Genomic DNA, 18,505 nt, shown 5'->3' with positions numbered 1-18,505 from the left:
CTCCATTGTTTGGGTTTCACAGGGTGAACTTCACGCTGAGCAGGTAGATGTTGCGCACGTACTCTTCGCTGGCGACGTTGGAGTCGTTGTCCCAGCGCTGGTAGCCCAGCGACACTTCGGCCCAGCGGGTAGCGGTGTAGATCAGCTCTGCGCCGGCGCTGTTGAGCTTGTCCTGGCGCCCGCCGGTGCCCAGGTAATCACGCTCGGCGTGACGCACGTGGGTATCGGTGGCAAAGAATGGCGACCAGGTGTGGCGCCAGCCCAGCCGGCTGCTGGTGACGTGCACGGTGTTGGCGCCGTCGTCGCCTTCATCGAAGGCGCGACGCAGATTCACCGAGAACACCGAGTAGTCTCGGGGCTTGTAGTCCATGCCCACTTCCCAGGTGCCGCTGCCGTAGTCATTGCTGGTGCTGCTGTCGAAGTCCTTGCGCTCGTAACCTACCCGGGCCATCCCGCTGAGCTTGGCGCTCACGTCGCGGTCGATACCGACCAGCACGCGGGTGCCTTTGCTGTTGCGGTAGGCGGCGTCCAGATAGTCGTAATCGGCGTAGCTGAGCTCCACCAGGCCGCGGGTGCTGCCGCCCAGGCGATGAAACCAGGTACCCACGACATTGCTGGTATTGCGTTCCTTGTCGTCGTTGATGCCACCGCCGTTGCGATAACGTTGCTGCACATAGCCGCCACCCAGTTCCAGCTGGTTCATGGCACTGAGTGCGCCGAAGCTGTACTTGAGCCGTCCGCCCTGTTGGGTGTACTTGTCGTTCTCACGGTCGTCGGCGGTGTCGGCGGTGTCTTCGCCGCGACGATAGGTCAGCGTACCGTCCAGACGGTTGCGCGCATCGAACGCCCACGCGCCACGCAGATTGGCGTCGTGATCGACATGGTTGGCCGAGGCGTGATCGAGGTAGGTCTGGCTGTCGGCCGAGTATTCGAATTGGTACCCGGTGTTACGGGTCTCGCGGGTGAACAGCAACGTAGGCTTGACCGAGGTGATCCAGGCGGACTCTTCGTCGCGGTCCAGGGTGCGAAAGTTATCGTCGTACCGCTCGCTGATTTCCAGCGTAGGCGTCAGGTTCACCGGGCCCAGCTCGATCTTCTGCGGGTCCATCGCCCAAGCACCCAATTGCCATGGCGCGACCGCCAGGCATGCCAACCACTGTTGTCTGTTCATATCCATTCCCACTGCCATAAACCGGGCACGCGCTACCTGCGCCGTACCGGTAGGGCAGACACAGTCAGGGCACATTGAAGAAAGCAAGGAGCGGCCGCTCAGGGCGCCGCGAACATCCTGTGAAGCCATTCAAACCACGCAGGGCTGCAGTGTTGCGGCGCCGACGTGTGATCGATCATCAGAACGAGAAGCCGATGTCGTTACGGCGAAGGTCGGCCTCGACCATCATCCGGCACAGCTCTTCGAGGGTGGTCTTCGGCGCCCAGCCCAGAATCTCGCGGGCCTTGGCAGGGTCACCGATCAACAGCTCGACCTCGGCCGGGCGGTAGAACACCGGGTTGACCCGCACCAGCACCTTGCCAGTCTCGGCACAGGTGCCCTGCTCGGCCTCATCCTTGCCCGTCCAGTTCAGGTCGATGCCCACTGCCTTGAATGCCATGCTGACGAAGTCGCGCACCGTCTCGGTACGGTTGGTGGCGAGCACGAAGGTATCGGGCTCGTCAGCCTGCAACATGCGCCACATGCCCTCGACATACTCCTTGGCAAAACCCCAGTCGCGCTTGGCGTCCAGGTTGCCCAGCTCGAGCACGTCCAGCTTGCCGAGCCTGATCTTGGCCACGCTGTCGGTGATCTTGCGGGTCACGAACTCGCGGCCGCGCAGTGGCGACTCGTGGTTGAACAGGATGCCGCTGGTGGCGAACAGGCCGTAGGACTCGCGGTAGTTGATGGTCATCCAGTGGGCGTAGAGCTTGGCCACACCGTAGGGACTGCGCGGGTAGAACGGCGTGGTCTCGATCTGCGGAATGGCCTGCACCTTGCCGAACATCTCCGAGGTCGACGCCTGATAGAAGCGGATCTTGGGATCGACGATGCGAATCGCTTCGAGCAGGTTCACCGCGCCCACGCCGGTGATCTCGGCGGTGGTCAACGGCTGGTCGAAGGACACGCCGACAAAGCTCTGTGCCGCCAGGTTGTAGACTTCGGTAGCGCCGGTACTCTGCAGCAGGCGAATACTGGCCGACAGGTCGGTCAGGTCGTATTCCACCAGCTTGAGGTTGGGATGCTGGGTAACGCCCAGTTCATCGAGTCGCCAGAAGTTGACAGAGCTGGTGCGCCGGTACGTGCCGTACACGATGTAACCCTTCTCCAGCAGGAGTTGGGTGAGGTAAGCGCCATCTTGGCCAGTAATGCCAGTCACGATTGCTTTCATTGATAGGCTCCAGAGTTCTCTATAGTGATTCAGCGACAACCTCTGCGATGCCCTGCAATCAGGGGATCAGCTTGCCGGTGTGTCGGGGCACGCTACCGCCACAAGATTTGGCGTGAGCTTCTTGAGACGCAGCATCTAAATGTGAAAAGCCGTACAGCATTGCCCGCGCATTCACACCCTGGGGTGCTGGTATCGCGGTTGGGTCTAGGCATCAACAGCAAGGTGCGGCGTATTGCCGCTCACTAAATGTGCCGGACTCTGCGGCGGCATCTGAGGAGCAGGGCGATACTAGAGCTGTAAAATTGGCGGGGGCAAGGGGCTATCACGGAGGTTTTGTAAAAAGTTTTTCATTGTCAGTTATAGCTAAAAAACCTATATATTTCAATTGGTTAATATAGCTATAGGGATGACGTCAATATAACGTTGGTTTTTTGGCCTCTTGGCAATTGGCGCCAGAATAACGGTCATCACAGACTCGACGACAAAATGCCGACGGATGTGTAAAGCAGGTGGGCGTCGTGGGGCTGACGTGGTAGCGAATGGCCAGAAAGTTCCATTCGGCAGGGGTGAAATCAGGCTTTTTTTTTTCAGGATTCGAGGGGTCAGGGAGCGCGTCACTCTGCCTTTCGGCGCCCTGCCCCCCACGCCACAACAAACGCCTATAAAGGCCCTCCCGCATCCGTCTTGATCAGCCCGTCCAGGATGTCTCTGCCATCGGCGCCCGCCAAATCGGCATACCACCGTGCCGTCTCCACTTCATTCTCGCCATGAATCACCGCCGCCCGTTTGCGCGCCTTGGCCACCAGCGACGCAACGCGGTCTTCGCGCGCGGCCTCATAAGCCTTCAATGCCGCGGCGACACCCTCGCCCTGCCCCAGGCACTGCGCCAGTACCCAGGCATCTTCCATGGCCTGACAGCCACCCTGGCCGATGTTCGGCGTCATGGCGTGGGCGGCATCACCCAGCAGCGCCACGCGGCTGCTGACCAGACGAGGCACGCGCTGGGTGTCATGAATTTCCACCCGGGCAATGGCTGCAGGGTCCAGGCGTTCGATCAATCGCTGCACCGGCGGCGCCCACCCCCGGAAGTGTTGCTGCAACTCGATGCGATAGTCTTCGCGCACATTGGCAGTACCTGCCGGCAGCGGCACATCGAAAAAGAAGTACAACTGGCCATTGCCCATGGGCATCAGCGACACGCGCTTGTGCTCGCCCACGTACTGGGTCCATTCATCGAGCGCGGCGAGCTGCGGGTCGGCATCGATTCGGCCGTTCCAGTTCACATACCCGCAGTATTCCCGTTCGATTGCCTGCCCTGCCACCGCGCTGCGCAGCGCCGAGTGGGTACCGTTGGCCGCCACCAGCAGATCGGCCTCGACCGACTCGCCAGTGGACAACCTGACGGTCACAGCGTCGGACTCTTCGACATACCCTTCGCAGGAAACCCCCAGGGTCACGTTCTGCTCACCCACCGCTGCCAGCAGAATGCGCTGCAACTCGGAGCGGGCAATGGGGAAGGCGCGGCGTTTGGCATGCGTATAGAGTGGCGCCAGGTCGAACCGCGTGAGCCGTTTGCCTGTGTGATCGCTGTAACTCATGTGCTGCATCCAGCCCCCTACTGCTTCCACCTGGGCGCCCACGCCCAGCGCGTCCAGCACCTTGACGCCATTGGGCCAGACGGAAATCGCCGCACCGATGGGCGCCAGCTCCGGCGCGCGCTCATAGACCCGCACCTGATGGCCGGCTTGACGCAGGGCGGTGGCCGCGCACAGGCCACCCATGCCGGCGCCGGCAATGATGATATTCAACGGTTTCATGGATCGACTCTCCGGATAACTCAAGCGTTATTCGGATCATGCAATTATCTGTCCAATCGGTCAGGAATGTAGAAATGGCCAGAACCGCCGGGGTGACGGCGCGGGCCTGGGTGAGCGAAGGCGCCAGATGGGTGCACGGGGAAATGCGGCGCACTGTGGGGATGCAGGGCCATCCTTGATGGAACTCTGCTTGCCGGGGCTGTTCTAGACGCCTTCACCGCCGTTTGATTACCATTGGCGGTTTTCCTCTGCCACCCTAGAACGGAGCGACGCATGTCTATCCAGCAACCCCCTGGGCATGTCTTGCCTGCGCGCGCCGCGGCGAAAATGGAAGCCGCCATGGCCGTCGGCGCCTTCGCCATCGGCACGGGTGAATTTGCCATCATGGGCCTGATGCCCGACATCGCCAACAATCTGCACTTGAGCGAGCCCGAAGTGGGCCACGCCATCAGCGCCTATGCGCTGGGCGTCATGGTGGGTGCACCGGTGCTGGCGATCCTGGGTGCCAAGCTGTTGCGCAAACACCTGCTGCTATTGCTCATGGCGCTGTATGCCTTGGGCAACCTGGCCACCGCCTTCACCCCCACCTTCGGTAGCCTGATCGCCTTTCGCTTCATCAGCGGCCTGCCCCATGGCGCCTACTTCGGCATCGCCGCAGTCGTGGCCTCCAGCATGGTGCCCAGCAACAAACGCGCCGGCGCTGTGGCCAGGGTGATGATGGGCTTGACCTTGGCGATGCTGCTGGGCAACCCGATCGCCACCTTCCTGGGTCAGTTCTTCGGCTGGCGCTCGGCCTTCGCCCTGGTAGGCCTGATCGCCCTGCTCACCATCGCCCTGGTCTGGCAGTTCGTGCCTGATCGCCGTGATGAGCCGCGCAGCGACCCCCGCAAGGAGCTGCGCGCTTTCACCAAGCCACAGGTGTGGATGGCCCTGGCCATCGGCGCTATCGGCTTCGCCGGGATGTTCTGCGTGTTCAGCTATCTGGCCCCGACCATGCTGGAAGTGACGCGCGTCACCCCGCAATGGATTCCCGTCGGCCTGGCGGCGTTCGGCGTCGGCGGCATCATCGGCAACATTGCCGGGGGCAAGCTGTTCGACCGCCTGCAGTTCCGCGCCGTGGGCGTGGTGCTGATCTGGTCGATTGCAGTGCTGCTGTTTTTCCCACTGGCCGCAGGTTCGCTGTGGGGCGTAACCCTGGGCATTGGCCTGGTAGGCACGATGGTCGCCTTGGCGGCACCGCTGCAGATCCGCCTGATGGACATCGCCCACGAAGCCCCCAGCCTGGCAGCGGCCTCCAACCATGCGGCATTCAATCTCGCCAATGCGCTGGGCCCGTGGTTCGGTGGCATGGCGATCACCGCAGGGCTGGGCTGGACCAGCACCGGCTATATAGGTGCGGCCACGGCGTTGGTGGGGCTTGGGGTTTACCTGCTGGCCCGGCGAATGAAGGGTGGGGAGTAGGCGACTGGCTCATCAGTAAACGAACTTGTGCCCCAGCTCCCCTTCCATCCAGACCAAAAAGCGGCGTACTCGCGGAAAGCTTGAATGGGTCTTGGGGTAGACGAGATGGTGAGCGGCAACCGGCGAGCTCAGCGTCTGCCCAGACACCTCCACCAGTGCCCCCGAGGCCAGGTATTTCTGGGCCAGAATAGAGCTTTCCAAAGCAAAGCCTAATCCGTGACTGGCGGCCTCCAGGGTCATGTAGGAGCGATCGAAGCTCAACGCATAGGGTTTTGCAGGGCGAGCGAGGCCGTGCTGGGCGAACCATTGCGGCCACCTCAGCAACGGCGCCTCGGACAAGATCAATTCCTGCCCAAGCAGGTCAGCGGCTGTACTCACCGGCCGCCTGGCGAGCAACGCCGGTGACGCCAGCACGCAGAAACGTTCGTTGCGTATCGTGCGCACTTCATAGCTCGGCCAGTCAGGCACGCCATGGCGGATGTCCACGTCGATCTTGTCGCGGCTGAAGTGCAGTGCTTCGTAGGAACAGGACAGGTTGATCTGAATGTCTGGATGCGCTGCGCGAAACGCTTCGAGCCGAGGCATCAACCATAACAATCCGAAACTGGGCGCGGAATGCAGGCGCAGGCAATCGAGACTGACATCGCTGCTGGCCCGCTCCGTGGCTATAGCCAAACTGTGCAGAATGCCTGACACCTGCGCCAGGTATTGCTCGCCCACCGGGGTCAGGGAAACGCCGCGTGCAGCGCGCACGAACAATTGACGACCGATCATGGCCTCAAGTTTGGCCAACTGATGACTGACGGCCGAGGGCACCAGACCCAAGACTTCTGCCGCCCTGGCCACGTTGCCGAAACGTGCGGTCTGCTCGAACGCCTGAATGGCCTTGAGGGGTGGAATGACGGGGGGGCTGCCGTTGCTGGGGTCCATGGACACACCGCTCCTGAATTATTCTGATTGGAGGGACCCATTCATTGAAGCACCCGCCCGATGGCCTGGCGAGTGCTGAATTTTTTTCAGCCACGAATTAGTTTGGCGACATTGCTGAGCCACGGTAGCAAGCACAAGCTTGGGTCATCGATTCACTGAAATCGACCTCGACAACAATAAATCAGAGGTAACGCCCCATGCTGCTTCAAGGCAAAGTCGCCATTATCACCGGCGCCGCGTCCGCCCGCGGAATCGGCCGTGCAACCGCCATCACCTTCGCCCAACAAGGCGCGCGCGTGATCATTCTCGATCTGGACCCGGCCGCCGCGCATGAAGCCGCTGCCTCTCTGGGTGAAGGCCACCTGGGCCTGGCCGCCAGCGTCGCCGACGAAGCACAGGTCAACGCCGCCGTAGCCCAGGTCATCGCGCACTTCGGCCGCATCGATGTGCTGATCAACAACGCCGGTATCACCCAGCCCCTGAAGACCCTGGACATCCGCGGCAGCGACTACGACAAGGTGCTGGATGTCAGCCTGCGCGGCACCCTGCTGATGTCCCAGGCGGTCATCCCGCACATGCGCGAACAACGCAGTGGCAGCATCGTCTGCATGTCCTCGGTTTCCGCCCAGCGCGGCGGCGGCATTTTCGGCGGTCCCCACTACAGTGCCGCCAAGGCAGGCGTACTGGGGCTGGGCAAGGCGATGGCACGGGAATTGGGACCAGACAACGTGCGCGTCAACTCCATCGCCCCCGGGCTGATCCACACCGATATCACTGGCGGCCTGATGCAGGACGAACGACGTCACGCCATCATCGACGGCATCCCCCTGGGCAGGCTGGGTGTCGCTCAAGACGTCGCCAACGCCGCACTGTTTCTGGCCAGCGACTTGTCCAGCTATTTGACCGGCATCACCCTGGACGTCAACGGCGGCATGCTGATTCACTGATGCAGGAACGCCAACCCTCACCGTTGGCGTCGTTCTGAATCGACCTTATAACAACAACGAGATCAGACATCATGGCCACCCTCTCTCTGGATGCGGCCACGGTCACGACCGTGCGCGCCAACGCTTATCGCAAGACCGCCTGGCGGTTGATGCCCTTTTTGATGCTGTGCTACCTCTGCGCCTACCTTGATCGCGTCAACGTCGGCTTCGCCAAACTGCAGATGATGAACGATCTGGCCCTCAGCGAAGCGGTCTATGGTCTGGGCGCAGGGATGTTCTTTCTGGGCTATTTTCTTTGTGAAGTGCCCAGCAACCTGATCCTGCATCGCGTCGGAGCGCGCCGGTGGATCGCCCGTATCATGATCTCCTGGGGGATCATCTCCGCCCTTTTCGCCTTCGTCGAAACCGCCTGGCAGTTCTATACCTTGCGCTTTCTGCTGGGCATCGCCGAAGCGGGCCTGGCACCGGGTCTGCTGCTCTATCTGACCTACTGGTTCCCCTCGTACCGACGTGCGCGCATGACCGTGCTGTGGTTTATCGCCATCCCTCTCTCGGGAATGATCGGTGGCCCGCTGTCCGGGTTGATCATGGCCAAGTTCGCCGGTTTCCATGGCTGGGCAGGCTGGCAGTGGATGTTCGTGATCGAGGCGATTCCCACGGTCATCGTCGGCTTTTTCGTACTGGCCTACCTCAAGGATGGAGTGCATCAGGCCACCTGGCTCAACGATGATGAGAAAGCCCTGATCAACCAGGAGCTGGCCGAAGACAACAGCCGCAAGGTCACCCATGCCTCCACGGCTGACTTCATTCGCGACAAACGTCTGTGGATGCTGGCAGGCATTTACTTCTGCGTGGTCATGGGCCAATACGCGATCACGTTCTGGCTGCCAACGCTGGTGCGCAACGCAGGGGTCTCGGACCCCTTGCACATCGGCCTGCTGACCAGCCTGCCGTATATGTGCGCCATCGTCGTGATGCTGTTGATGGGTCGCAGCGGCGACAAGCACCGCGAACGTCGCTGGCATCTGGTGGGGCCGATGATTGCCGGGGCACTGGGCTTGACGCTGGCTGCATTGATGGGCGGCAACCTGATTCTATCCATCCTCAGCCTTTGCCTCGCCGCTGCGGGCGTGCTGTCTGCCTCGTCGTTGTTCTGGATGCTACCCACCACGCTGCTTGGCGGGGTCTCAGCCGCCGCTGGCATTGCCGGTATCAACAGCTTTGCCAACCTGGCGGGCTTCTGCTCGCCCTACCTCATCGGCTGGATCACCACGGCTACCGGTTCCAGCGCCATCGGCATGTACCTGATCACGGGCGTGCTGTTGTTCGGCGCGACGCTGGTGCTGCGCATTCCGGCCGCTTCGGTCAATCGCTGATTATCTGGAGTACAGATACATGACTATCGATGCCTCACCGCTGAGTCTCGCCGACCGCGCCTACAACATACGCCAACATGCTTTGCGCATGGGCCAGGTGCAAGGCCAAGGTTACGTTGGCCAGGCCCTGGGCGCGGCCGACCTGCTGGCGGTGTCCTACTTCCATGCGCTGCGCTATCAACCGCACGATCCCGAATGGCAGCAGCGCGATCGTTTCTATCTGTCGATCGGGCACTACGCCATTGCGCTCTATGCCGCACTGATCGAGGCCGGGATCGTGCCGCTGGAAGAGCTGGAAACCTACGGTGCCGACGACAGCCGCCTACCCATGTCCGGGATGGCGGCCTACACACCGGGGATGGAGATCACCGGGGGCTCACTCGGTCACGGCCTGGGCATTGCGGTAGGCGCCTGCCTGGGGCTCAAGCGCAAACAGTCGGATGCATTCGTCTATAACCTGCTGTCCGACGGCGAACTGAACGAGGGGTCCACCTGGGAAGCGGCAATGTCGGCGTCCCATTGGAAACTGGACAACCTGATCGCCATCATCGACGTCAACAACCAGCAAGCCGATGGCCATTCCAGCGAGGTATTGGCGTTCGAACCTATCGTCGACCGCTGGCAGGCATTCGGCTGGTTCACTCAGCGAGTGGACGGCAACGATCTGGCAGCGCTGGTCAGCGCCTTCGACGCGGCACGTGGTCACGCTGGCGCGCAACCACGCGTGATCATCTGCGACACCCGGATGGGCAAAGGTGTCGAGTTCCTGGAAAACCGCGAGAAAACCCATTTCATCCGCGTCGATGAAAACGAATGGGACCTGGCACTGGAAATCCTTCAGCGTGGGAGCAATGTATGAACCCGGTAAAAACACCCGATGCGGGCAAAAAGAGACTCACCACTTCTGCGATGATTGCTTCGATTGCCGGCGAAGGCCAGGCGACTCGCGCGGCACCGTTCGGTCATGCCCTGGCCGCCCTTGCCGAGCAACGATCAGACATCGTCGGGCTGTCGGCAGATTTGTCCAAATACACCGATCTTCACATCTTTGCCAAGGCCCACCCCGACCGCTTCTATCAAATGGGCATGGCCGAACAACTGCTGATGAGCGCGGCTGCCGGCATGGCCCGCGAAGGCTTTACCCCCTTTGCCACCACCTATGCCGTGTTCGCCTCCCGGCGCGCCTACGACTTCATCTGCATGGCCATCGCCGAGGAGAACCTCAACGTCAAGATCGTCTGCGGCCTGCCGGGCCTGACCACAGGCTATGGCCCAAGCCACCAGGCCACTGACGACCTGGCCATTTTTCGCGCCATGCCCAACCTGATGATCGTCGACCCCTGCGACGCGCTGGAAATAGAACAAGCGGTGCCAGCCATTGCTGCCCACAACGGTCCCGTCTACATGCGCCTGCTGCGGGGCAACGTTCCCGTGGTGCTGGAGGAATACGGCTACACATTTGAAATCGGCAAGGCCAAGACCTTGCGCACCGGCAACGAGGTCCTGATCATCGCCAGCGGATTGATGACCATGCGCGCACTGGAGGCAGCGCAAGCGCTGCAAGCCGATGGCGTGGACGTTGCGGTATTGCACGTGCCGACGATCAAGCCATTGGACGAGCCGACCATTCTGGCTGAATGCCGCAAGCCCGGAAGACTGGTGGTCACCGCAGAGAACCACTCGATCATCGGTGGTCTGGGCGAAGCGGTGGCCGGGCTGCTGCTGCGCAACGGGGTAACCCCGACATTCCGCCAGATTGCCCTGCCCGATGCATTTCTGGATGCCGGCGCGCTACCGACGCTACATGACCGCTACGGAATTTCCACCGAGGCGGTGAGTGCGCGGATCAAGGCCTGGTTATAAAGTCTTTGGCCCATCAGCACCGCAATGGCTTCCAACCCGTCCAGACTGAATAGCGGCGTCAACGCGAGGCCATTATCGTCAAGGTAGCGTTTTGCGTGTAATCCGCCCCACGAAGTCGGTTCGTGGCAAATATATGGTGTGCTCTGCAGCACCTCGGTGATGTCCACTGGCGCACAGGCTGTGGAGGCCAGTACCAGCTTTTCGACATGCAGAGGTGCGCGCGGCGAGTAGTCGCTATCCCGCTACCGTGCCTCCTCGCAGAAGCGGTGGATGGCCTGGCACGCCGCCCGCAGCGAATTGTCGTCGAGTGCGTAAGCAATCCGCAGGTAGCCTGGAAGGCCAAAAGCACTTCCGTGGACGACTGCAACGTTGGCCTCCTCCAGCAATGCCAAAGCCACGGCCTCATCATTGACCAACTCAGAACCGGCGGCTGAGCGCTTGCCGATCAGCCCGGAACAGTCGGCGAAAGCATAGAAAGCTCCGGCTGGGGCTTCGCAATTGATGCCCGGCGCCTGGTTGAGCAGCTCTACCATAAAGTCGCGGCGGCGCTGAAACACTTCGCGGCTATGAGCGATGAAGTCTTTCGGACCGTCCAGGGCAGCGATTGCTGCGTGCTGCGAGATGGAACAGGCGCCTGATGTCTGCTGACCTTGAAGCTTCTCCATCGCCTCGAGCAGCCAGCGGGGACCGGTGGCAAACCCGATTCGCCAACCCGTCATGGCGTAGGCTTTCGACACGCCGTTCATGGTCAATGTCCGTGCAGCCAACCTTGGTTCGACCTGGGCAAGCGTGAGGAAGTCACGACCGTCGAATATCAGGTGTTCATAGATGTCATCAGCCAGAATCAGAACCTGCGGATGGGCCAGCAACACCTCAGCCAGGGCTTGCAGTTCGTCGCGATCGTACACGGCCCCCGTGGGGTTGGACGGCGAATTAAGGATGAGCCAGCGTGTATTCAGGCCGATGGCTTCGTCCAGTGCTTGAGGAGTCAACTTGAAGCTCGATTCGGCGCCGCAGGCGACAATGCGCGACTCACCACCACACAGCTCGACCATTTCTGGATAGCTGACCCAGTACGGCGCGGGGATGACAACTTCGTCGCCTGCGTTGAGGGTAGCGGCCAGCGCATTGAAAATGACTTGCTTGCCGCCACTGCAAACCAGTGTGTCGTGCCAACTGACGTCGAGGCCATTTTCAAGCTGGTATTTGCGAGCGATGGCTTCACGCAACGCGCGAAGGCCGGCTACCTGGGTGTACCGGGTGTGACCGTTATGTATCGCACTGATGGCCGCGGTACGGATGTGCTCTGGCGTATCGAAGTCGGGCTCTCCCGCGCAAAGCGAAATGATCTTCGCTCCTTCAGCGCGCCGCGCTGCCACGCGGTCGATGATCTTGTAGGTTGCGGACGGTTTGGCAGCCTCCAAGCGACGGTTCAACCTTTCCAGGCTCACACGTGTTCCTCCGGGCGAGTAAGCCCCATCAGGTCCATGGTGGTGTGACCCTTGCGAAGCTCGGCCATGAACAATGCCTCTTTGTCTGCGCGCTCTTGGCCTTCACGAAACGTGCGCTCGACGGCATACGCCGGGATGATAATCACGCCATCCTCGTCCGCAACCACCAGATCGCCGGCGCTTACGTGTGCACCGCTGAAGTCGAACGGTTTGCCTACTGACGGCGTCGTCGCCTTGACGGTACCCTTGACCGAGATACCCCGCGCGAACACTGGGAAACCATGCGCTTCAAGCGCAGCGATGTCGCGTACGCCGCCATTGATTACCAGACCGACAATGCCGGCGGCTTGCGCCGCCACCGTGAGCACCTCACCCCAGTAGCCTGCAATGAAGTCGGCGCAATCACAGACCAGGACGCTACCGCGCGGCGCTTTGGCCACGGCCAAGTGCAAGCCCAGGTTGTCACCAGGCGAACACTGTAGCGGGTAAGCGGGGGCGGCAATTGAAGCGCCCTTCCAGACAGCGCGAATCTCGCGGTCGACTGCAGACGGCAGCCCCGAGGCCTCATACAAGGTGGAACTGCCCAGGGCTTTTGCAATGTTCTGATAATCGTGTGGAAGGCTCATGGCTGTTTGCTCTGCAGGAAGTGATAACCGAGGGCGGCACGAGCATCTTTGAGGCTTTTGCCAGCGGCGATCTGTGCGCGGATCTGCGCTTCGACGTGTTCGATACGACGAGCCGTTTCAGCGACCTCGCGTGCACGATTGCGGGGGACGATGACGACACCATTGGCGTCAGCGACAACGATATCGCGGGCGCACACTCGAGCCTGACCAACCGAAACCGACTGGTTTACAGCCACGACTTCCACGCGGTCCTTGCCGGTACGCATGAAACGGCCTTTGCTGAACAGCGGGTAGCCTTCGCCCAGCGCCCTGTTTACATCGCGGCAGACACCATCAATGACCGTGCCGGCAATATTTCGGGCCAGTGCGTACTGGGTCATGATGTCGCCCCACACTGTGCAATCGGTACGGCCGTCATTGGCGATGACCACCACGTCGCCCGGTGCTACTTCATCGATGAAGTCACCGACAGTGCCGGGCGGTGTACTCGCACTGACGTACTGAACAGTGAAAGCAGGGCCGACCACGACCTGGCTGTAGTCTGCCAAGGGCGCGATACCAAAGGCCTGGCCTGAAAGGCCCAGTTTGTCCATCGCGTCGGACACACCCGGGGTATCCAAACCTTTGAACAAGGCAACCAGATCTTTATCGGAGAGGCTCATATCAGTGCTCCACCTTGATGGCTTCGAATTGCGTGTCGTGCATGACTTCTTCCACCGAGCGTCCGGCGCGAACGGCGTCGACCATGCCGGCTTGGCGGCGGTCAATGCGCTCGGCCAGATCAAGCACTTTCTCGATGGCATTGGCGGGGACGAAAACGGTGCCGCATTCATCGGCGATCACATAGTCGTCCTCATCAACTTCAACACCAGCCATACGAACTTTGACGGCAGCGTCGATCTGAATGAGCCGGTTGCGCGCGCTGATCATGGTTACGCCGCGACCGAAGACCGGGTAACCGATATCGGCGCTGCCGCGGATGTCGCGGCTGAAGCCATCAATGATCGATCCACGGATGCCTTTGCGCTGGGCTGCGTTGGCCAGGATGTCGCCCCAACTGGAAATACCGTCGACGCCACCTGCGATCACCAGCACGCGGTCATCGGTGGTGACGCGTTCTACTACTGGGGTAATTAGGTGAACCGTGGGCGCGACGTCTTGCTTGGGCCCCAGTTGCACGGTGCTGGCTCGGCCGGCAATTTTCGGGCAGTTCCAGAGCGGCATCAGGCCGTTCGTGGCGCCAGGCAGTTCGAGGAAGTCCAGCGCGTCCGACACGGTGTTGGTATCGAGTGCGACCAGGCGTTCAAGCGGGGCTTTCAAGCTCATCGGTTGCAGGCCTCTTGGTAGGGAGACTTGAGTATCTGCGCCGATGTTTGATACGTATATTCCGAAGAAGCTAATCTTGTTATACCTAAAACCTATGGAAAACCGCCGTGATCAACTTCCGCTTGATACGCCACCTCTGGCTATTCCTGGCTGTAGCAGAAGACCAGAACTTCAGCCGCGCAGCCAAGCGGCTGGGCATGTCGCAACCGCCTTTGACCGAGCAGATCCAGGCGCTCGAACAGTCCCTTCGCGTTCAACTGTTCACCCGGTCTCGCCGCGGTGCACAGTTGACTGCCGCCGGCGCCGCGATTCTCCCCGCGGTCCGAAAATTCGCCGATCAACTGGAGCGACTCGAACTAGCCGTTCACGAAGCCGTCGCAGGCCATGCCGGCGTGGTGACCATCGGAGCGATTACATCGGCCATGATCGACGTGCTACCCCCATTGATCGAGCGTTTCAAGCTGCACCATCCGTTGATCACGGTATCGGTCAGAGAGATAGATAGCGCGCAAGCCATCCCCGCACTGGAGTCAGGCGATATCGACATTGCATTCGCACGCTTGGAAGGGAATCTCGGGCGACATATCCAATCTTTGCCGTTGTCCGAGGATAGGCTGGCTGTCGCGCTACCCAACGACCATCCCTTGGCCGCCAAAGAGTCGATCCCGCTACAAGCCCTCGCGGATGAAACCCTGGTCATGGCTTCGCGGGATGTGAGTCCTGTTTACTTCGACTACCTGGTCGGGCAGTGCAAAGCCAGCGGCTTCGCACCGCGCATCGTCCACCAGGTGCGGTCCGTATCGTCACAAGTCGCCTTTGTCAGTTGCGGTCAGGGCATCGCATTGGTACCGATGTCCATGGGTAAACTCGCGCCGGCGAACGTCCTCGTCCGCCCCTTGCAGCCCGAAGTAACAGTGGTGATCACGGCCATGGCCTGGCACAGCGAGCACAAAAATCCATTGGTGGAGGCAATGATCGACCATGCAAGACAAGCTTTGCCGTCATAGGCCAGACGTATGACAGGATTCGTGGTTTCGTATTTTACAAATCATTTGGCGCGTTCAACATTGGGGACTTAGTTATAGGAGTTTGTATCCGTGTCCCACCCAGCTCGCTTCACGTACGAGAAAGTCCCACTGAACATCGATGGTGTAGAGCTCGATCTGGCGGTGATACACCGCACCGGGGCAAAAATGCCCATCCTGTTCCTTCACGGCTTCGGTTCCACCAAAGAGGATTACGCCGACATCACGCTGCAGGCGTGTTTCGAAGGGCAACCCTTTATTGCCTATGATGCGCCAGGCTGCGGTGAAACAGAGTGCGCCGACCTCTCGCGTATCAACATCGAATTTCTGGTGAAAACCGCGCAAGCCGTGCTCAAGCATTTCGGAATCGAACAGTTCCATCTGGTAGGCCATTCCATGGGGGGACTGACCGGCTTGATGTTGGCTGACGAGGAGCCGGATCGCATCCAAAGCTTCGTTGATATCGAAGGCAATATCGCACCTGAGGACTGCTTCCTCAGTCGACAGATCCACGATCACGATCGTGGCGACGACGCGTACTTCTTCCGAGATTTTATCAATCGCACTCGGTTGGCTTCGGATCCTGCAAGTGCAATATACGCGGCCAGCCTCGCGCATAAAGTACGGATCGGCGCAGTGCGTGGCATTTTCGAATCGATGGTGGATTTGTCTGACAACGCTCAGCTGATGGACAAATTCCTTGCACTACCCTTCCCGCGCCAATACATGTATGGGGTAACCAACTCACACCTCTCCTACCTCGACCATATCGCTGAACAAGGTGTGGAGCTGGCGTGCATCCCTGATTGCGGTCATTTCCCAATGTATTCGAATCCCGCTCTGATGTGGAAGCACATCAAGGCATTGCAAGGGACTGTCTGACCGACGTCGAACTCGGACCTTCCTCACGGCGCCTGAAGCCTGACCTTGAGCAGCGCATGTTCGCCCAGCAACGCCATGCTGGCGATCAACACTGCCAAAGTCGTAACCCCTGTGGCCAGCCCCGCGAGATCGATCAGAAAACCAGCCAGCACCGGTATGGCGCCCGCCGGAATGTAGGCGCCCATATTGAGCAGGGCGTTGGCTTGGCTCTGCACTCACTCGGTACATTATCCGCAATCAAGGTCAGACCACCCAACTGCCCCAACCCCTGCCCCGCGCCCGCCAGCAACGCCGACAGAACGAGCCAGGGAGCAGAGCCCAGTTCAAGAGCCGTCCAGACACAGCACATCGCTGCCACGGTCGACACCCCACTGAGCATGAAAATCTTCTGAGCCGGCAGTTTTTTCGCCAGTAGTTGTGCACCGAGGGCAACCATGAACATCGCGAATGCCATGCCGCCAGTGACCAATGGACTATTCACGTGCAGGAAGGTGGACATCAGTTTGGGGCCCAACGACAAGACAAAACTGGTGGCCGTCAGCCCTGGACCAAAAAACGAGATGCCGGTCAGCACCACGCCGACATTGGCCCTGGGAACCGAGGGCAGCCGCAGCCTGAACTCACCATAGCTTTGCCGATGATTGGGCTGGCTCACTACCGCCAGTAGTGCCAATAGCAAAAGCCCCACTTCAATGCGAAACACCACGTGCTCCGGCGCCGCAAGATAGTGGGCCGCTGTTCCCGCCAGCATAGGCCCCATGCCGGCACCTGCAACCATCGCCATCGAAGCCATCAATGACGCGAAGTGCTTGCGGTGCGGTTCGGCATGATCGACGACATTGGCCATCCCGCCCGAGACCACCAGGCCGACCGATATGCCGGTGAGAAATCGCGCCAGCATCAGCATGCCCACACTCTGGGCTTGATCGAACAGCACCGCGGCAATGACGGCGAAGCCAACACAAGGCACCAGCAGCGCTTTGCGCCCATAGTAGTCGGATAACTGCCCGGCGACGGTCAAAGTGAGGAGCAGCCCGGCGATATAGCAGGCGAAGATCGTTGTGAGTATCCCGGCGCCGAACCCCAATGTGTGCTGCCAGTGCAGGTACAGGGGAGTCGCGGCATTGGACAGGATGAAAATAGCCGTAACGATCCACGCCGTACGTACCACGGCCAGGGTCCCTCGTCGGAGCGGGGTGTTACTCATGGGAAAATGCCTCTTGACTGCTCAGGATGTGGGCAGGATAAAGAGGTATGAGTGCGGCGCGAATTCCGCGCGGGCGCACATGGCGTATGAAAAAATTCACAGCCGCTGTGCGTTGGAAAACCCTTCAATCAGGAAATCCAGTACCACGCGCACTTTCGCACTGGCGCGCATGTCCTGGTGGAAGGCCAGCCATATCGGTACTTCGAGGGCAGATGCCTGCTGGTCGACTTTCACCAGCCCATAGTCCATGGCCAGGAAATCGGGAAGCAACACAACCCCTGCGTGACCGGTAGCGGCCAAGGCCTGGATCCGCAGATCATTGCTGGTGATAACCATGGCACGCCCATTCAGTCGATCGACTAGCCAGGCTTGCTGCAGCGTAGCCTCGCCGCTTTGGTCATAGCCTAGAAACTCGTACTGATCAGGCGGGGTTGTCTGCAGATACTCTGCACTGGCATGCAGCGCGAAAGACAACGTCCCGAGGCTTTTGGCAACAACGCTTTGCTCTTCGGGGCGTGCAAACGCGATGGCAATGTCAGCCTCCTTGCGCGACAGCGACGTGGCAGATTTGGCCCCGACCAATCTGACCTTCAGCCCTGGATAGCGGACGCGCAGTGCACCGAGACGCTGCGCGACCAGCGAGCCGAGAAAAGCTGGCGGGGCCGATATGATTACTTCACCTTCGACCCGAGCGTCCTCACCCGCGACGAAGCGCTGCAGCGCGAGCGTGGTAAGTTCGACTTCACTGGCGTACTCGCCGATCTTCACGCCATCTGGCGTGAGTTGATACTCCCGACCGCGCCGGTCGACGAGTTTGAGATTCAACGAAGCTTCCAATGATGCGATGCGTCGTGAAACCGTGGCGTGCTCCACGTTCAGAAATCTGGCGGCAGCGGCCAATGAACCTTCGCGAACGAAGGCTGAGAAAAAACGCAGGTCATCCCACTGGAGCATCATCGAGCCGATACAAGACTTAGGTGGTTGGGCTGCGACAAGAGTAACGCCAAGCCACCAGGCAATCCACACCGCTTGGGGGACCAACCGAAGTGGGTGACGCGCGTCGTACTCAAGCCTGATCGGCAAAATGCCCGTGCCGGGCATGCGGGAAGGCGCCTGAATATGAAGCAGAAGGTGTCTGGGAATCAGAATGGCCGAGTGACCCGATTCCGCGGGACGAGGGCTACGTTGAAAAAACGTGGGCAGCGACTGTTCA

General features: G+C 60.5%; 18 protein-coding genes. 7 read left to right on the top strand and 11 right to left on the bottom strand.

Annotation, left to right across the window (positions count from 1 at the left end):
* Positions 1-16 precede the first annotated feature (16 nt).
* The 3 genes from B3397_RS15550 to hpxO form a co-directional block, all read right to left on the bottom strand.
* Positions 17-1,171, bottom strand: a complete 1,155-nt coding sequence (locus B3397_RS15550) for an outer membrane beta-barrel protein (protein ID WP_296251685.1) — start codon at positions 1,169-1,171, stop codon at positions 17-19.
* Between the two features lie 178 nt (positions 1,172-1,349).
* A complete protein-coding gene (gmd, locus tag B3397_RS15545; protein ID WP_296251684.1) occupies positions 1,350-2,381 on the bottom strand; it encodes a GDP-mannose 4,6-dehydratase in 1,032 nt (343 codons plus the stop codon).
* A gap of 659 nt (positions 2,382-3,040) precedes the next feature.
* Positions 3,041-4,198 (bottom strand): FAD-dependent urate hydroxylase HpxO, encoded by a 1,158-nt coding sequence (gene hpxO / locus B3397_RS15540; protein ID WP_296251681.1) that lies wholly within the window; start codon positions 4,196-4,198, stop codon positions 3,041-3,043.
* A 273-nt stretch (positions 4,199-4,471) separates the two neighbouring features.
* Here hpxO and B3397_RS15535 point away from each other — a divergent pair, with 273 nt between their 5' ends.
* The gene (locus B3397_RS15535; RefSeq protein ID WP_296251680.1) at positions 4,472-5,659 is read left to right on the top strand and encodes an MFS transporter; all 1,188 of its coding nucleotides are present in this window, start codon (positions 4,472-4,474) and stop codon (positions 5,657-5,659) included.
* Positions 5,660-5,671: 12 nt separating this feature from the next.
* Here B3397_RS15535 and B3397_RS15530 read toward each other — a convergent pair whose 3' ends face one another.
* On the bottom strand, positions 5,672-6,589 hold the full coding sequence (locus B3397_RS15530; RefSeq protein WP_296251678.1) for a LysR substrate-binding domain-containing protein: 918 nt from the start codon (positions 6,587-6,589) through the stop codon (positions 5,672-5,674).
* Between the two features lie 197 nt (positions 6,590-6,786).
* Between B3397_RS15530 and B3397_RS15525 the strand changes: the two genes are divergently transcribed.
* The 4 genes from B3397_RS15525 to B3397_RS15510 all read left to right on the top strand — a co-directional run bounded on the left by B3397_RS15525 (position 6,787) and on the right by B3397_RS15510 (position 10,775).
* Complete coding sequence (locus tag B3397_RS15525; protein ID WP_296251676.1) at positions 6,787-7,536, top strand: SDR family NAD(P)-dependent oxidoreductase; 750 nt, start codon at positions 6,787-6,789, stop codon at positions 7,534-7,536.
* Positions 7,537-7,607: 71 nt separating this feature from the next.
* Positions 7,608-8,912 carry an MFS transporter gene (locus B3397_RS15520; RefSeq protein ID WP_296251674.1) on the top strand — a complete coding sequence of 435 codons (1,305 nt, stop codon included), beginning with the start codon at positions 7,608-7,610 and terminating at the stop codon, positions 8,910-8,912.
* Between the two features lie 19 nt (positions 8,913-8,931).
* Positions 8,932-9,771 (top strand): transketolase, encoded by an 840-nt coding sequence (locus tag B3397_RS15515; protein ID WP_296251672.1) that lies wholly within the window; start codon positions 8,932-8,934, stop codon positions 9,769-9,771.
* Positions 9,768-10,775: a transketolase family protein gene (locus B3397_RS15510; protein WP_296251670.1), complete on the top strand. Its 1,008-nt coding sequence runs from the start codon at positions 9,768-9,770 to the stop codon at positions 10,773-10,775. The genes B3397_RS15515 and B3397_RS15510 overlap by 4 nt, the downstream gene beginning before the upstream one ends.
* A gap of 242 nt (positions 10,776-11,017) precedes the next feature.
* Here B3397_RS15510 and B3397_RS15505 read toward each other — a convergent pair whose 3' ends face one another.
* From B3397_RS15505 to B3397_RS15490, 4 genes are read right to left on the bottom strand one after another with little or no spacing between them, the layout of a single operon-like run.
* On the bottom strand, positions 11,018-12,226 hold the full coding sequence (locus tag B3397_RS15505) for a pyridoxal phosphate-dependent aminotransferase (RefSeq protein ID WP_296251669.1): 1,209 nt from the start codon (positions 12,224-12,226) through the stop codon (positions 11,018-11,020).
* On the bottom strand, positions 12,223-12,852 hold the full coding sequence (locus tag B3397_RS15500; RefSeq protein ID WP_296251666.1) for an RraA family protein: 630 nt from the start codon (positions 12,850-12,852) through the stop codon (positions 12,223-12,225). Before B3397_RS15500 ends, B3397_RS15505 begins: the two co-directional genes overlap by 4 nt.
* Positions 12,849-13,514, bottom strand: coding sequence for an RraA family protein (locus B3397_RS15495; protein WP_296251664.1), 666 nt, complete (start codon positions 13,512-13,514; stop codon positions 12,849-12,851). The genes B3397_RS15500 and B3397_RS15495 overlap by 4 nt, the downstream gene beginning before the upstream one ends.
* Position 13,515: 1 nt before the next feature.
* Positions 13,516-14,178: an RraA family protein gene (locus tag B3397_RS15490; protein WP_296251662.1), complete on the bottom strand. Its 663-nt coding sequence runs from the start codon at positions 14,176-14,178 to the stop codon at positions 13,516-13,518.
* Between the two features lie 107 nt (positions 14,179-14,285).
* On the opposite strand from B3397_RS15490, the gene B3397_RS15485 reads away from it, so the two are divergent.
* Both B3397_RS15485 and B3397_RS15480 read left to right on the top strand, forming a co-directional pair.
* Positions 14,286-15,185 carry a LysR substrate-binding domain-containing protein gene (locus B3397_RS15485; RefSeq protein ID WP_296251661.1) on the top strand — a complete coding sequence of 300 codons (900 nt, stop codon included), beginning with the start codon at positions 14,286-14,288 and terminating at the stop codon, positions 15,183-15,185.
* A 90-nt stretch (positions 15,186-15,275) separates the two neighbouring features.
* Positions 15,276-16,085 carry an alpha/beta fold hydrolase gene (locus B3397_RS15480; RefSeq protein WP_296251660.1) on the top strand — a complete coding sequence of 270 codons (810 nt, stop codon included), beginning with the start codon at positions 15,276-15,278 and terminating at the stop codon, positions 16,083-16,085.
* 23 nt (positions 16,086-16,108) lie between these two features.
* On the opposite strand, the gene B3397_RS15475 is transcribed toward B3397_RS15480, so the two are convergent.
* The 3 genes from B3397_RS15475 to B3397_RS15465 all read right to left on the bottom strand — a co-directional run.
* A complete protein-coding gene (locus B3397_RS15475) occupies positions 16,109-16,237 on the bottom strand; it encodes a hypothetical protein (RefSeq protein ID WP_296251658.1) in 129 nt (42 codons plus the stop codon).
* Entirely contained in the window at positions 16,219-17,292 is a 1,074-nt protein-coding gene (locus tag B3397_RS15470; RefSeq protein ID WP_296251656.1) for an MFS transporter, read from the bottom strand. Before B3397_RS15470 ends, B3397_RS15475 begins: the two co-directional genes overlap by 19 nt.
* Before the next feature lie 96 nt (positions 17,293-17,388).
* Positions 17,389-18,505, bottom strand: a 1,117-nt coding sequence (locus B3397_RS15465) for a LysR family transcriptional regulator (RefSeq protein WP_296251654.1), incomplete at its 5' end; no start/stop codon positions are given.

It is taken from the genome of Pseudomonas sp. UBA4194, assembly GCF_002379585.1.
In the GTDB taxonomy this organism is placed as follows: Bacteria; Pseudomonadota; Gammaproteobacteria; order Pseudomonadales; family Pseudomonadaceae; genus Aquipseudomonas.
This window is presented reverse-complemented; position numbering and strand designations above follow the sequence as displayed.